The sequence below is a fragment of the Paenibacillus andongensis genome, assembly GCF_025369935.1.
Taxonomy (GTDB): domain Bacteria; phylum Bacillota; class Bacilli; order Paenibacillales; family NBRC-103111; genus Paenibacillus_E; species Paenibacillus_E andongensis.
In genome coordinates this window covers 1943843-1958711 of the sequence record NZ_CP104467.1, presented here as the reverse complement: position 1 = coordinate 1958711, position 14869 = coordinate 1943843, and the positions used below count along the sequence as shown (strand labels likewise).

General features: G+C 43.2%; 14 protein-coding genes. 3 read left to right on the top strand and 11 right to left on the bottom strand.

What is annotated here, in order from left to right:
- Positions 1-170: 170 nt before the first annotated feature.
- From NYR53_RS09050 to NYR53_RS09025, 6 genes are all read right to left on the bottom strand, one after another.
- Positions 171-683: an adenine phosphoribosyltransferase gene (locus NYR53_RS09050; RefSeq protein ID WP_261304862.1), complete on the bottom strand. Its 513-nt coding sequence runs from the start codon at positions 681-683 to the stop codon at positions 171-173.
- The gene (gene recJ / locus NYR53_RS09045) at positions 680-3127 is read right to left on the bottom strand and encodes a single-stranded-DNA-specific exonuclease RecJ (RefSeq protein ID WP_261304861.1); all 2448 of its coding nucleotides are present in this window, start codon (positions 3125-3127) and stop codon (positions 680-682) included. The genes NYR53_RS09050 and recJ overlap by 4 nt, the downstream gene beginning before the upstream one ends.
- Before the next feature lie 127 nt (positions 3128-3254).
- The gene (locus NYR53_RS09040; RefSeq protein ID WP_261304860.1) at positions 3255-4205 is read right to left on the bottom strand and encodes a cation diffusion facilitator family transporter; all 951 of its coding nucleotides are present in this window, start codon (positions 4203-4205) and stop codon (positions 3255-3257) included.
- A 65-nt stretch (positions 4206-4270) separates the two neighbouring features.
- The gene (gene secF / locus NYR53_RS09035; protein ID WP_261304859.1) at positions 4271-5197 is read right to left on the bottom strand and encodes a protein translocase subunit SecF; all 927 of its coding nucleotides are present in this window, start codon (positions 5195-5197) and stop codon (positions 4271-4273) included.
- Positions 5187-6419, bottom strand: a complete 1233-nt coding sequence (gene secD / locus NYR53_RS09030; protein WP_261306309.1) for a protein translocase subunit SecD — start codon at positions 6417-6419, stop codon at positions 5187-5189. Before secD ends, secF begins: the two co-directional genes overlap by 11 nt.
- A gap of 100 nt (positions 6420-6519) precedes the next feature.
- A complete protein-coding gene (locus NYR53_RS09025) occupies positions 6520-6870 on the bottom strand; it encodes a post-transcriptional regulator (protein WP_367618632.1) in 351 nt (116 codons plus the stop codon).
- A 165-nt stretch (positions 6871-7035) separates the two neighbouring features.
- On the opposite strand from NYR53_RS09025, the gene spoVB reads away from it, so the two are divergent.
- Positions 7036-8601 carry a stage V sporulation protein B gene (gene spoVB / locus NYR53_RS09020; RefSeq protein ID WP_261304858.1) on the top strand — a complete coding sequence of 522 codons (1566 nt, stop codon included), beginning with the start codon at positions 7036-7038 and terminating at the stop codon, positions 8599-8601.
- Positions 8602-8609: 8 nt separating this feature from the next.
- Here spoVB and NYR53_RS09015 read toward each other — a convergent pair whose 3' ends face one another.
- Both NYR53_RS09015 and NYR53_RS09010 read right to left on the bottom strand, forming a co-directional pair.
- Positions 8610-9326, bottom strand: coding sequence for a DUF421 domain-containing protein (locus tag NYR53_RS09015; RefSeq protein WP_261304857.1), 717 nt, complete (start codon positions 9324-9326; stop codon positions 8610-8612).
- A 108-nt stretch (positions 9327-9434) separates the two neighbouring features.
- Entirely contained in the window at positions 9435-10775 is a 1341-nt protein-coding gene (locus NYR53_RS09010) for an ArsB/NhaD family transporter (RefSeq protein WP_261304856.1), read from the bottom strand.
- Positions 10776-10885: 110 nt separating this feature from the next.
- Between NYR53_RS09010 and NYR53_RS09005 the strand changes: the two genes are divergently transcribed.
- Complete coding sequence (locus NYR53_RS09005; RefSeq protein WP_261304855.1) at positions 10886-11266, top strand: TIGR04086 family membrane protein; 381 nt, start codon at positions 10886-10888, stop codon at positions 11264-11266.
- Positions 11267-11361: 95 nt separating this feature from the next.
- Entirely contained in the window at positions 11362-12198 is an 837-nt protein-coding gene (locus NYR53_RS09000; RefSeq protein WP_261304854.1) for a phosphatase PAP2 family protein, read from the top strand.
- Positions 12199-12259: 61 nt separating this feature from the next.
- Here the strand turns inward: NYR53_RS09000 and yajC are convergent, their stop codons facing one another.
- The 3 genes from yajC to queA are packed head-to-tail and all read right to left on the bottom strand — an operon-like array spanning position 12260 to position 14862.
- On the bottom strand, positions 12260-12571 hold the full coding sequence (gene yajC / locus NYR53_RS08995; RefSeq protein ID WP_261304853.1) for a preprotein translocase subunit YajC: 312 nt from the start codon (positions 12569-12571) through the stop codon (positions 12260-12262).
- A 15-nt stretch (positions 12572-12586) separates the two neighbouring features.
- The gene (tgt, locus tag NYR53_RS08990; protein WP_261306307.1) at positions 12587-13726 is read right to left on the bottom strand and encodes a tRNA guanosine(34) transglycosylase Tgt; all 1140 of its coding nucleotides are present in this window, start codon (positions 13724-13726) and stop codon (positions 12587-12589) included.
- Between the two features lie 50 nt (positions 13727-13776).
- Positions 13777-14862, bottom strand: coding sequence for a tRNA preQ1(34) S-adenosylmethionine ribosyltransferase-isomerase QueA (gene queA, locus NYR53_RS08985; protein WP_261304852.1), 1086 nt, complete (start codon positions 14860-14862; stop codon positions 13777-13779).
- Positions 14863-14869 lie beyond the last annotated feature (7 nt).

Genomic DNA, 14869 nt, shown 5'->3' with positions numbered 1-14869 from the left:
TTATTCATTATGCCTGCAAGGCAGGCTCCACGTCAACTGTTCGCTCCATACATTCGACAAAAAACAGCATTTTCTCGCAATTCACTGAACGTATTCCTGAAATGTTAGCTTTCATTGTATAAAAAAGAATCGAACACGAACATTCGATTCTTAACTTGAACGATTTCATTTTAATATTGAACTAAGGAAACCACGTCAATCCCATTAAACTTACTTCTACCGTCTAAGTAGGATAACTCAATCAAGAATGCAGCACCTACAACTTCTCCACCAAGCTGATTAATCAAGTCGATCGATGTTTGAATCGTACCACCTGTTGCAAGTAAATCATCCGCAATCAATACTTTTTGACCGGGTTTAATCGCATCTTTATGCATAGCTAATTTATCTTTGCCATACTCAAGCGCATAGTCAGCCTCAATCGTCTCTCCAGGCAATTTACCACTTTTACGAATTGGAATAAAGCCTACTCCAAGTGAATATGCGAGCGGAGCGCCAATTACGAAGCCACGAGCTTCAGGACCCGCAATAACATCGATTTGTTTCTCTTTAATTAATGCTTTCATCTGATCGATAGCTTCTCTATATACCGGTCCATTTTGCAATAACGTTGTGATGTCCTTGAAACGAATGCCTGGTTGTGGAAAGTCCGGGATAACGCGAATGTGCTCTTTGAAATTCATATAATTTCCTCCAAAATGTGATTTTCTTTTTTTATTTGAAAGGCAATCCATTCCTCTAGCTCTTTGGCTGAGGAGTACATAACAATGGATTCAACTTCCTGGCGATGCAATCTATGTTGATACAAGCGGGAAGCAGTTAGATCTCTCTTTGCAGGTGATGCATGCAGTTTAACGAAGCCGCCTTGTCTTTCAACAAACCCAAGCTCCTCAAAAACGGATAAAATAAATTGAATCATTGCAGGAGAAAGACCCGATCGTTTACTAAATGAGGTCATTAATCGTACATCTTGAACATTCAGCGATCCCTCTTTTTGCAAAGTGCCATATAACATTTTAAACATGTCTCGAGATGGCAGGGTACTGCCGCTGTCAGGCCCTAGCTCGGCAAATACGGGATAACAGCGCATCATTCCGCTGGCTTGTTGAAGCACACTCTGCAGGCTAGCAACACTGCGTGGGATCGTGTACAGGATAATATCCTGCATGTTGGCAAATTCCAATTGTCCAGCTGACTCATTACCCGGTCGTAATTGTTCATTATCTTGAACAATCCAGTAGGGCACTGCTCCACCTAACTGAAACGCAGTTGATGTGAATAAGGCTGCATCGGCTTCGTCGAACAGAACGATTGCCGGCGTTATTGTACGGTTATTATTTCCCGCAGCAGTCGTGCTCTGAAGTACGCTTAACTTAGTGCTCAATTGTCCTGCTCCACGCCAATCAAACAGCTGCATATGCGTTATACGAAGATCCTGCATCATGATTTGCGGCTTCCGCACACCGTTCCACTCGTTGATGGAAAGCTCTCCTAACACATCTACCTTAGCGGCAGGCGCGATCAGACCAGCCAAGCTCCCTTTGCCGAATCCGACAGCTTCCACGGAACAGCTTACTTCTTCCTTCATTTGGGAGAGAGCTAGCTTGAGATGCTGTTTCTCCTTGCCCATCGTCCGGATATCGCCGAGCGATAAATCGGTGAACATGAACCTCGGCGCAGGATTGCCCATACCGAACGGCGCGAGCTTCTCTAACTGCTCAATACTTGCAATCGGAACATCTGACAAGCTGCACACCGCATCTGCTTTCAGAAGTGGAATGAAATCCTGTTCTGTGAGTGCAGCAGCTGCTAGTTCGTTCAGCTTTTGAGTGAATGCCTCCAGAAGGCTGCTGTTCAAACTCATACCCGCAGCTGCTTGATGGCCACCATAGTGGTCGAGCATCTCTTCACAAGCTGTCAAAGCTTTGTGCAAATCGAAGCCGGTAATCGAGCGAGCAGAACCTTTGGCCATTCCCGTCTGTGGATCTATGCTTAGCACTAAGGTCGGACGGTAAAACTTCTCAACGATCTTCGATGCAACAATACCGACAACACCGACGTTCCACTGTTCCTTAGCGACAACTATTACTTTATCTAATCCTTTGGCTTGCTGCTGCTCAGCTAGAACAAAAGCTTCTTTCACCATGTCCTCAACGATAAGTTGACGTTCCTTATTCAGCATATCCAGTTCAAAGGCAATTTGCTCTGCTTCTTGGTCATCCGATGTTGTGAGCAGCTTCACGGCAATATCTGCGGCTTCCAATCGGCCGCTTGCATTAATTCTGGGCGCCAGCGAGAAACCAATATGAGATGCGGTAACTTCTTTATTTTCAATACCAGAAACTCCAATAAGTGAACGAAATCCTGCGTAAGTAGAATCTTGCATACGGAGCAGTCCCTGTTTCACGATTAAGCGATTCTCCCCGGTGAGAGGCATTAAATCAGCAACCGTACCAAGCGCTGCAAATTCCAGAAGTTCTTCAGGCAATCGATCCAGCAAAGCATGAGCCAGCTTAAAAGCAACGCCTACACCTGCAAGATGTTTATAAGGGTAAGAGCAGCCTGGCTTCTTCGGATTAATGACGGCTAAAGCTTGAGGCAGTATTTCAGGAGGCTCATGATGATCCGTTACGATAACATCTAGGCCTATTTCCTGGCAATAGGCTATTTCTTGAACCGCACTAATGCCTGTGTCAACGGTGATTAGTAGCGTGACGCCTTGCTCTTTGGCTAATTCGATCGCAGAACGATTCAGCCCATAGCCTTCTCGAATGCGATGCGGGATATACGTATCGAAACGAGCGCCTAAGCCTTTTAACAAATGAGCCATCAACGAGGTGCTGCTTACACCATCTGCATCGTAATCACCATAGACACGTATGAATTCATCGTTCTGAAGAGCCTTTCGGATGCGTTCAACTGCTGGTAGCATCCCGTCAAGCAGATACGGGTCATTATAATAGTGGACTCCGCCATGCAAGAATTGTTCAGCATCTGGCACCGTGCGTATATCTCGAAGAACAAGCATTCTGGCAACGAGTGGGTCTATTTGCAGCTCGCGCGCAAAAGTTTCAACGAGCATTTCATCCGCATTTCCTATGCTCCATCTTGCCTTCGGTGCTAGCACTTGGGTAGTGTCCTCCTTAGAGTTTTGCTTTGCAAAACTTTCTTCGTAAGCATTAGCTAAGAGTTTTCCGTATGGAAAACTGTCTTCGTATGCATAGTCTTAGCGTTTTGCTTTGCAATGCGCTTTTTTAGTGAATAACGGAAGATTCATTAAGTTCGGAATCCGTATTATTTTTGTAAGGATATCCTGCATCATAAGGGTTTACTTGAACAAAAACATCGGAAACATGATGGAATCGTTTCATCAACTGCTTTTTAATCTTTTTGGAGACTTCATGCCCTTCCCAAACAGATACCCTTGGATTCACGCTAATTTTGATAACGACAACGACATAATGGCCATGTTCCCTTGCCTGCAAATCATCGACGGTTATTACGCCTTTAATCATTTGTACGGCAGCAATCAGTTCAGCGGCATCTTCCTGCAGCAATACGTAATCCGATTTCGTATGTAAAGCTTCCTTAAGTAACGAATATCCCATCTTCACCACCATTAGAGATATAAATAATCCCGCAAGTGAATCCAAATAATAAAGGAAAGATAGGTTTAGGTAATTGCCCATTAAAGCACCTAGCACACCTATGAGAGCTACAATAGAAGAGTATATATCGGAACGGTGTCCCCAGCTATTAGCAATTAATTCCTGAGACCCCAAACGCTTGCCCAACCTGTATGTATATTGAAACATCATCTCTTTTACCAAGAGCGAAATCCCAATGGCAACAAGTGCATACACCTTAGGAGCATGCTCTACGTCGACCCATATGGATTTGATGGTTGAGATGCCCAGTTCAACACCTAGGACTAGAATAACTATCGACAGCAGAATAGATGTGATGGATACCTTCTTATCTTGACGATTAGGGTAAGCTTCTTGAGGCACCACTTCTGCAGCTCTTCGTTTAATTAATGCATCAACAGAACTTACTGCCTCAGATGCTGAATGTACCGCGTCAGCGAGAAGTGCTTTACTTTGCGACATAAACCCAACAATAACCTTGAGACAGGCAAGAGCTACATTGCCGGCAAGACCTACCCAGACAGTGAGTTCTGTCTTTTGAAAACGCTCGTCATTCACGTGTACACTCCCCCTGAACGGATACAAAGGCCGCGCAACATTCACGCGGCCGGTTATTATGGTTATTACGCTGCAGCTTTCTTTTTAGAACTACTTAAAGATTTTCTTTTCAATAAATACCACAGAGAACATGCAATGAAAATAGACGAATAAGCTCCACTTGTTAAACCGATTAATTTCGCAAGTGCGAAAAGTTTAATGGACTCACTACCGAAAATATACAAACAGCCTGCGGCTAACAACACCACTAATACGGTATTGATGTTACGCGCCATCGTCTGCCAGATACTATCGTTGACTAATGCAACGAGATCCGCGTCCGTTTTGAGTTTAGCAAATCGTAGATTTTCACGAATACGGTCAAAAATAACGATTTTATCATTGATGGAATAACCGATTGTGGTCAAAACAGCCGCTAGGAACGGTAAGTTCACTTCAAGGCGGAAAATCGCAAACACGGCGATAACCATAAAAGCATCATGAAGTATGGCAATAATCGCTGCTACGGCAAAGCGCCATTCGAAACGAATACTGACATACAAACAAATCAAAACGCTGGAAATGGCAACAGCATATACCGCTTTAAGCAACAATTCCTTCGCTAATTGTGGATCAACGGTGTTGATTTCTTTGGAAACCTCAGTGCCATAAGCAGTTGCGAATGCTTTTTGGATTTTATTAACCGTATCATCATTCAAAACATCATCGAATCGGATGGAGACACGATCACTGTTATTACCGCCGATTGTTGGATCCGCAAAGTTCGATTTTACATCGCCATTCGTTGTAAGAGTATGTAAAATCTCTTCAACCTTGGCCTTGTCTAGTTGCTTGCCAACGACAAGATCAATATTCGTTCCTGCTTTAAAATCAACACCGAAGTTCATGCCTGAGAACAGCATAACGGCTAGTCCAATAACAAGTAAAGCTATCGAAACGACAAAAAATTTATTGCGGTTTTTTACAAAATCAAACTTTTTCTTAGAGTCCACGAATGTCTGCCTCCTTCACACCGAAATAACTTGGCTTTTTCAGCAAGTTGCCCCGTATGATAAGATGAAGCAGCCATCTGGAGAACAATACGTTCGTTAAGATACTGATAATAATACTCATCATCGTTATAACCGCGAATCCACGAATGGCGCCATTCCCGACATAATAAAGAACAATACCTGCAATTAAATTTGTTACGTTAGCGTCCATGATCGTACGAAGTGAGTGTTTGGATCCCGACTTCAAGGATGAGAGAATACTCTTACCTGCACGGATCTCCTCGCGTATTCTTTCATAGGTGATAATGTTCGCATCAACCGCCATACCTGCTCCCAAGACGAGGGCCGCAATACCTGGAAGCGTGAGTGTCGCATTCATAAAGTCAAATATAGCCAGTAGTACCCATACGTAAGTAATCAGTGTAAAGGCAGCCACAAGTCCTGGCACACGGTAATACAGTACCATGAAGATAAAGATTAAGATCGAAGCAATCAAACCAGCTCTAGCCGTTTGGTGAAGCGATGCTTGGCCTAAAGTGGCATCCACACGCTGGATATATTTCTCTGTTAATTTCAATGGCATCGCACCCAAGTTAATCATCTTGGCTACTTTCGTTGCTTCCGCTACACTTGTTTGTGTAATAATCGCTGAATCACTGTCAATGGGAAAATTAACAGATGCTGTCGACTTCACTTCATCATCCAAGTAGATGGACAAGGTACTTCCAACAAGCTTAGTCGTTACTTCTTTAAATTTCTCTCTGCTTTTCATCTTGATTTCGACAATCGGTTGCTTCGTATTCGGATCGTAGCTTAATTTAGCCGCGTTTTCTACGAAATCTGTCCCGTTCATATAAACCGTTCCATCCGGACCTCTGAAGGTAAGTACCGAAGGCTTAGACATTAAGCCTCTAACTTCTTCCTCATTTTTCACACCCGCAAGACGTACACGAATGCGATCCGTTCCTTCCGGATAAACCTCAGGTTCGGCTACACCAAGGGAGTCAGCTCGTTTCGCAAGACTTTCTGCTGCTTGCGTAAGCGTTTCCTTCGTCAATGGTGCACCAGCAGCCAAAGGCTCTGCGGTGTATAAAATTTCAAACCCGCCTTTTAAATCTAATCCAAGCTTAATTCGATCTACTAGACTAGGGCTTGTTGCTCCGATCGCGCCGAGAACAATCACAACCGTTAGAAAAAAGAACGATATTCGTTTCCAATCCACCATCTCTTGCTTGTCTCCCTTCCATACTCAATATGCCTATTATACTCAGGTCTGAAAATCGAGTCAATTTAAGTCGTTTCACGTAAAAATAAGCCCATTCTTAGAATTGGGCCCCTCTATACATACTAATCGTCATCCAGTTCATGAACGCCGTTGATTTGAGCGACAAAATGTCATTTACGATTTGATGGAGCGAAGGGACACCTGTTTTACGGTATTTGTCACTAACGCAATCCCATATATCTTTCCCGCTCACATGTTCGTAGCCAAGCATAATAAATTCTTCAACTTTGCTTAGACATAAGCTTTCGATAAGCTCATTGAGTTCTATATCCGTAAGGGAAACCTCATCTTCATCTGAGTCTATGGATGCTGTCTCGCTAACCTCTGACTGTTCATTCTTAATGTCCTCAGGATGATGAGGTACTTGATCGTTATCTTCTCCGTTCATTGGGAGAACCTCCTAAGGTCTGACTTACCTGTACTCAATTAGAATAATTCGCTGTTCATCCACCATTTTCCTGCAAACTGCGACCTGTCCACAAAATGTTAGCATGAGCTTGGCCAGCCTTCGCATAGTCATAGGATATGACACGTATCGGAAGAGGGAATGGCAGTGACCAAGCAGTCGTTTATTAGAGGCACGATGATCCTGTTAGCCGCAGGCATTTTGAACCGTATTCTTGGCTTCATACCTAGAATTACATTACCGCGTGTCATCGGTGCTGAAGGTATCGGTATTTATCATATGGGCTGGCCATTCTTGTCCGTCATCTTAACTATTATAACAGGTGGGATACCTGTCGCAATTGCTAAGTTGATAGCAGAAGCAGAGGCTGAACACAACGAAACGAGAATCCGCAGTATTCTAAAAATTTCGTTAGCCATTACCATTTGTCTCAGTATCGTATTTACGATCGCTTGTGTTGTAGGAGCTTCGTGGATTACATCTCATTTATTAACAGACTCACGAGTTTACTACACATTCCTGTGTATGAGTCCAATGATCCCGATCATCGGAATCTCCGCTGTGTATCGCGGCTATTTTCAGGGAAGACAGAATATGATCCCTACCGCTACTTCTCAAATTATGGAGACACTCATCCGTATTGTCATGGTTCTCGTTTGTTCGTATGTCATGATCCCCTATGGGATCGAATATGCAGCAGCCGGGGCAATGATGGGTGTCCTAGCAGGAGAAATTGGCGGCCTCGTCGTCTTAGCCATCCATTTCAAGTACGACAAGAAAGCATCTCCCAAAGCTCCTATCGCGCAAATTGGTGCGAATAAAACGAATGGCCGGCTTACAAATTTTCGTAGGATTATGCGAATTGCTATCCCTATAACAGGCAGTAAATTGATTGGGGCAAGCTCCTACCTGTTTGAATCCATTCTGATTGCACAAAGTCTAGCGATTGCCGGTATTTCAACTTCATTGGCTACAGCCCAATATGGTGCCTTACAAGGGATGATTATCCCCATCATACTTCTGCCTAGCGCTCTTACGATGTCATTGTCGGTCTCGCTCGTTCCCTCTTTAAGTGAAGCCCTTGCCCGTAAAGATATCAAAACGATTCACATGCGGCTGCATCAAGCCTTGAAACTGGCTTTAGTAACCGGCGCTCCATTCGCTGTTCTTATGTTCGTTCTGGCTGAACCGATCTGTACCTACATGTACAATCAACCCGATGTAGGGGTCATGTTGAAAATGATGGCTCCTATCGCGATATTTATTTATTTTCAAGCTCCGTTACAGTCCGCCTTGCAGGCATTGAATAAGCCAGGAGCCGCTTTAATCAACACCTTGATTGGCTCATCTGTTAAGCTTATTCTTATCTATTGGTTAGCCAGCAAGCCGGAAATGGGCATACACGGAGCTGTTTTTGCCATCAATGTGAACATCGTCTTGGTAACGCTTCTGCATTGGAATAGTGTTGTACGCCTGTTGAAATTTCGTATGGAAGGCAGTGATTTCGGTAAAATTGGAGCGGCTATGGCGCTTTCCGGGCTCTGCAGTTACTTCGTCATGTACACGCCTTGGACTTCAACCGATTGGCTTCGTTTTTTAACCTCATTTCTAATAGGGTTTATTGTGTATTTAATGTTCATTACTGTATTTCGCCTAATTAGCTTAAAGGATATAAGCCGGCTTATGAACATGGGCAAAAAAATCATTCGCTGATGAGCAACTTATCTTTTTCGATCTAGAAACATTCGCCCTTTATGATCAATGGAGAAGTAAAACACTTCTTTAAAATCACGCACTCCTTTAGCTTGGAGCTGATTTTTCAGCCAAAATCTGGTTTTTCCTATTTTATCCAAATTCTCATCTTGCACTTTACCATCCATAATGAGAGGCAGCGGAAGTCCTTCATAGCGAATCGTCCCTTTTATTCCATCACTGACTTCGGCTGTCTCAGGCTTTGTAACTTCCACAGTCTTTGTCTCTGTCTCTTTTACTTTTCTTTCCAATACACTTAATTTCCCCGAAGGTTCTAACACCGCGAACTCCACGTCTGCCACATTGATAATCTTATTTTGTCTTAGCTGCTGCATCAAATCATCTAAATTATATCGATGCTTCTTCATTTCCTCCCGGTCAATCTTACCTTTGTTGATTAAGACGCTCGGTTTTCCGTCAAAAAGAACTCGAACCATTCTACTTTTTAACGTAATAAATGCAATTAAGATTTGGATGAGCACCAGCGTTGTCATAGGGACAAGCCCATCCATGAGTGGTTTCTCGGTATCCTCAATAACAAAGACTGCAATTTCTGCAATCATAATCGAGATCACAAGATCAAACAGCGAAAGTTTACCAATTTCACGTTTCCCCATGATCCTTAACATGAGAAAAACAACAAAATAGATCAGCACGGTACGTAAAAAAATGGTCAGAATCTCCATTGTTAGCCTCCCCTGATTAAGCTCTTGCTTGTTCCCGGAGTTCAATGGTATTCTGACCGCTCATGCACTTCATCATGCAGAATTTACGTATTCAATTGTTGGCAATTCCTACAGAAACAACTTGAAATAAATAGTAGCTGCTATGAATAAAAGCAGGGAAATTGGGGCTGCCACGATAAAATAGCCACGTTGAGTTAGCCCTCCTCCTTCCTGATCAGAAAGAGCGGCCGCATACATGCTGGTCATAGAACTCAGAAGAGTTACCCCGCTCCCAACGGCAGTTCCAACGATTAAGGACCACCATAAGGAGGAAACGGTTGAGATACCATTTGCATTTTGCAGCATGCTGCCCATATGATCTACGATTGGAATCATGGCTGCCGTATAAGGAATGTAGTCCATCATGGCAGAGCCAAAGCCAGTAAGCCATAACAGAAGAATGGATAAGAAGGGGATGTTCCCTTGACTGATTTCTAAACCTCTCATTGCAATAAATCCGCTAATCCCCGCATATGTTAAACCGCCAATCATGATGAATAATCCAAAGAAAAAGAGCAATTGTGTTTCTCTCAAACCTTGCCATACAGAAAGATAATCTCTTCTTTTCACCAATTGGACTAGTTCTTTATAGTTTAAAGCCAATAAAGTCACTGCCCCACATGCAGCAATATACGAAGCATTCCATCCAAGAACACCTTGAAGGAACAAAGCCAACAACGTCAGTCCGGTGATTAAACAGCTCCCAGCAAGGAACCATCGATCTGAAGCCAAATAAGAGGCGGGTTGTAAAGTAAGCAGCTCTCTTTTATACGACTCTGCCACAATCATCTTCTTCCCGTAAATCAACCATATTACGAGATATACGTTGGCCAGCAAGATAATTACAAGAGGCCCGAGCTTTATAAGCATTTCCCCATTTGATATGTTCTCTGCAGCTCCAATCATTCGGTTAGGCAAATTCCCCATGAGCGTTGCAGCTCCTCCAATATTCACGGATAAGAGAATGCTAATCAGAAAAGGGACTGGTGACAATTTCATCATTTTCGTCGTCTTCAGCAAGATGGGCACCAGTACAGCTATAGCTAGTAAACCGTCCAAAAGCGCTGATATGATCGCAGAAAGGACTGACAAACTAAGTAGAACTGTAATTGGCTTTAAACGAAACTTTCGTAGAATATGACTTGCCGTGTAATCGATAATACCGGTTTTCTGAAAAACGCTTGAAATAACAAATAAGCTTGTAATAAGTAAAAGAACTCGCCAGTTCGCGTAAATTGTAACTGCCTTTCCAAGAGGAACAATACCCACAATTACCATCAGAAGGGCTCCACCTAATACTGTATACATCCGATCCCATTTCTCAATCAAGATACAAACATAAGCCGCGGCAAAAATGATTAAGGCAATAATAGCTTGCCATAAAGCTGGACCTTGAGAAAATTCCGTCATAATTATCCACTTCCCTTTGAACAGTCTGTACTAATTCTATGTGCTTGGCCATACAATGATGTTAAATGAAAAGAACGAATATACGAAAGGATTGGTGGCCTGTGAACCCTATGAAAACGGTCAGCCAGGTTCGAATAACGTCTCCTTTATTTTCCGGACTTGTTTATTCATTAAGCATGATGACAATTGGAACCATAGTAACGTCTTTATTTCTTCTTTTAACCAGCACACAAGAGAGCTCTCTGCATATTTTAACTACGATTATTCATGCAGTTTCTTTATTTATTGGTGGCTGGGTTTCAGGCAAAAGAGCTGGAAACCGCGGCTGGTATCATGGGGGTATTGTTGGTTTTGTTTATTTTATCCTCATATTTTTGGTGGGATTTCTTGCATTCGATGCAGGTTTAAATCTTCAATCCCTTCAATTACTATGTATCCTTTTCGTGTCAGGAGCATTAGGTGGAATACTCGGCGTTAACACGCAAAAATAAGACGTTTCCGTGAAGATATCACTTTCCCCCTTAGATTGTGGTATAATATCATAGTTATTGCCGCAAATAATTTCCAATATTAGGGGGAAAACACCATGAGCCCTTTTCATTCTATGACGCATGCAACGGTCTATATAGTGATTACTGTTTTAATTTTCCTGATTGCTGCGACACGCAAAAGTCCATTTAATATTGCTGGAAGCTTTGTTCAAGAAATATTTACTTCTCGAAAGTATCTCATTCACTTTGTGGCACTGATTACGATCCTATTTTTTAATAAAGTCGAGATGTGGGTTGAAAAAAGCATCGATATCAAAACCGATTTCACCAAGTCGATCTATGGCATTGAAGGCAACTTTGTTTCAGCCATTCAGCACTTTTTCCATAACGATACATTGACTTTAGTAAGCAGTTATTTTTATGTGGTCATTTTTCCTGCTGTAATGATAGCATCGATTGCACTTTATACGTACCAAAAAAATTATAAACTTTTTTACGCCATTTGCTACGCACTCATGTTCAACTATATGATCGCTATTCCATTCTATCTGTTTTTCCCAGTTAACGAAGTTTGGTCGTTTCATCCTAATGTTAAGCTTTTAATCCTAGATGTGTTCCCAACCTTTGAGCAAGATTATCGGCCACTCTCTGGACTTGATAATTGTTTCCCAAGCTTGCATACATCGATCTCGGTTTCGATGGCAGTAATTGCAGTGAAGAGCCGCAGTACGTTTTGGAAAATATTCGTTCCTTGCTCTTCGGCATTTATTATTTTCACGATCTTTTATCTGGGCATCCACTGGTTGTCTGACATGTGTGCCGGAGTTGTGCTTGGTGTCGTAGCAGCCAGAGTTGGCTTACGCATTGCCGACGGCCGTCTCGTTCTTGGCGAGCAAGCTCTGCTAAAACGCTTAAAGAATAATGAACTATAATCACTTTGTAGAAAACCAAATAAAAAGCGAGAACCTGATTGAAGGATCTCGCTTTTTTATTTTATTCTTTTGCTGTTGTTTGAGAAACAGCATTGATAGCAGAACGATCAAATGTCATTTTTGTCGCATCGTTGACACGAAGTACACAAATGTCGTCTGTGATTTCCATAATCGTTCCGTGAAGCCCACCAATGGTAACGACCTTATCCCCTTTTTTCAATCCTCCAAGCATTTGATTACGGGTTTTCTGTCTTTTCTGCTGTGGACGAATAAGTAGGAAGTAGAGAACAACGAACATGAGCACTAAGGGCCCGTATGTATACAAATATCCTACCGCACCTGTATCGGCAGTTCCTTCAGCCAATAGAAACATAGGTATCCTCCTCTCTTAGAATCCTCTTTCATTATCATTCAGCCCATATGCTGCAAAGAAGTCATCGCGGAAATCAAGTAAACGATCTTCCTTAATAGCTTCTCTGACTTCACGCATAAGCTGTAGTAGAAAGTGAAGGTTATGAATGGTAGTCAATCTGATTCCGAAGGTCTCATCCGCTTTAATTAAATGACGAATATAAGCCCGGCTGTAGTTGGTACAGGTATAACATGTACATTTGGGGTCCAGCGGACCAAAGTCGGTCGCATGCTTAGCATTACGAATAACAAGCCGGCCTTCGCTAGTCATACATGTCCCATTCCTGGCTATCCTTGTTGGCAATACGCAATCAAACATATCGATACCGCGGATAGAGCCTTCAATTAAAGCATCTGGCGAACCTACACCCATCAAATAGCGAGGTTTGTTCGCAGGCATAAGAGGTGTTGTATAATCCAGTACTTCGTACATCAAATGCTTAGGTTCTCCAACACTCAGTCCACCAATAGCATACCCCGGGAAATCCATGGAAGTCAACTGCTCGGCACTCAACCTGCGAAGATCTTCATGCATGCCTCCTTGAATGATAGCAAACAATCCTTGATCATTCGGTCGACTATGACTTTGCAGACAGCGCTCAGCCCAACGCGTTGTACGCTCAAGTGATTTCTTCACATATTCGTATTCTGCTGGGAAAGGCGGACATTCGTCAAATGCCATCATAATATCTGAACCAAGCGCATTCTGAATCTCCATGGCTTTCTCTGGGGAAAGAAACAGCTTGTCCCCATTCAAGTGAGACTTAAACTGTACGCCTTCTTCTGTAATCTTACGCATGTCACTTAGACTGAATACTTGAAACCCGCCGCTGTCTGTCAAAATAGGTCGGTCCCAATTCATGAATTTATGCAAACCGCCAGCGGCTTTCACAATATCATGGCCCGGTCTGATGAAGAGATGATATGTATTACTTAAAATAATATGAGCATCCATCGTCTTCAATTCCTCAGGGCTCATTGTCTTGACCGTCGCCTGTGTGCCAACTGGCATGAAGGCGGGGGTTTCAATGACACCGTGAGGGGTGTGAACGCGTCCAAGACGTGCTCCGGATTGTTTACATGTTTTGATTGGTTCGTAAGTAACTGCTGCTGCCAATACATCCACTTCCTAACTTCCTATTCTAAGCGTCTTTCTGATCAATGAACTTAGTAAATTAACATGGCATCTCCAAAACTAAAAAAGCGATACTGCTCTCGAACAGCTTCTTCATAAGCTTGCAACACATTCGTTCGCCCAGCTAATGCGCTAATCAGCATAAGCAGGGTTGACTTAGGCAAGTGGAAATTGGTTAACAAAGCATCCACCACACCGAACGTATACCCCGGATAAATAAAAATGGAAGTCCAGCCCTGTGAAGGCTGAATAACTAATTGTTCCTTAGCGTCGTCACCTGCTTGTTTACGGCTCAAACCAGCTGCTGTTTCTAACGTTCGCGCAGATGTAGTCCCCACAGCAATCACACGCTTACCTTTCATTTTTGTTTCATTAATTAGTGCTGCCGTTTCAGGTGACAGCATATAATACTCCTCGTGCATTCGATGCTCTTCAATGGTGTCTACGGATACAGGTCGGAATGTCCCAAGCCCGACATGCAAGGTGACAAATGCAAGACGGACACCCTTAGCTTGAAGTTTATCCAAGTAGGCTTCGGTAAAGTGCAGCCCTGCCGTTGGTGCAGCAGCTGAGCCTTCATGCTTGGCATATACCGTTTGATAACGTTCCCGCTCGGATAACTGCTCCTTAATATAAGGAGGAAGCGGCATCTCGCCTAATCGGTCAAGAATCTCATTGAAAATGCCCGTATAACTAAATTGGAGCACACGACCACCCATATCTAGGGCTTCCACAACTTCCGCTGTTAATAAAGGTTCTTCTTCCTCGGCCCCATCGGCGTTCACGCCGAAAACAGCCACAGCTCCTAATTGCATGCGTTTCCCAGGCTTTACCAAAGCCTCCCAACGATCCTCGCCCAGGGGCTTCAGGAGCAAAATCTCCACTTTGGCGCCGGTGTCTTTCTTCGCACCAAAAAGCCGTGCTGGAATGACTCGTGTGTCATTCATCACGAGTAAATCCCCGGCTTCTACATAATCAATTAGCTGCTCAAAAGTCCGGTGACTAATCTCACCTGATTGTTTGTTCAGCGTAAGCAGTCTAGACGCCGTGCGATTAAGCAGCGGCGTCTGGGCAATCAATGATTCAGGTAGTTCAAAATCGAAAGCTTCTACATCCATGTTGTGT